The sequence below is a fragment of the Mesorhizobium sp. P5_C1 genome (assembly GCF_054049815.1).
This window is the reverse complement of record NZ_JBFULQ010001397.1, coordinates 1-553: the sequence shown is the minus strand read 5'-3', so window position 1 is coordinate 553 and position 553 is coordinate 1. Positions and strand designations below refer to the sequence as shown.

1 protein-coding gene is annotated in these 553 nt (G+C 61.1%); it reads left to right on the top strand.

Features of this window, described 5'->3' with window-relative positions:
- Nucleotides 1-481, top strand: a 481-nt coding sequence (locus ACXJ7R_RS36010; protein ID WP_457155927.1) for a tetratricopeptide repeat protein, incomplete at its 5' end; no start/stop codon positions are given.
- Nucleotides 482-553: the final 72 nt, after the last annotated feature.

Sequence of the window (553 nt, the reverse complement as noted above, 5' to 3'; positions counted from 1 at the left end):
TGCGCGGGGAAAGCTCGAAAAGGCCGCCGTCCACTGGGAGCGCGCCGCCGAGATAGACCCCAACGACTACCAATCCCTGCTTTTGCTAATTCAGATCTATCGCACGTTGGGACGGCATGAGGAACAAAGGGAGACTGCTCGCAGGGGTGTTGAGCGAGCCGAGCGCGAGTTTGCAAGGAATCCGGAAAATCCCCGGCCTGCCTACCTCGGCGCCAACGCGCTCGCCGGACTTGGCGAGTTCGATCGGGCGAAGGAGTGGGCCGCGCGCGCTTTCGCGATCGACCCCGACGATGTCCTGACCCAATACAACCTTGCCTGCTTCCACTGCTTCCTCGGAGATTTCGACCGGACGTTCGACATGCTCGAAAGCGTGATGCCGCGCGCCAACCACGAGATGAAAGCGTGGGTTCTGCAAGACTCGGATTTTGATCCGCTGCACAGCCTTCCGCGCTGGCAGACGGTGCTGGAGCTTGCGAGTTAGCAATGGAACGACGCCTGACCGCAATATTGGCCGCCGACGTGGTCGGCTATTCCAGGCTGATGGGACTTGACG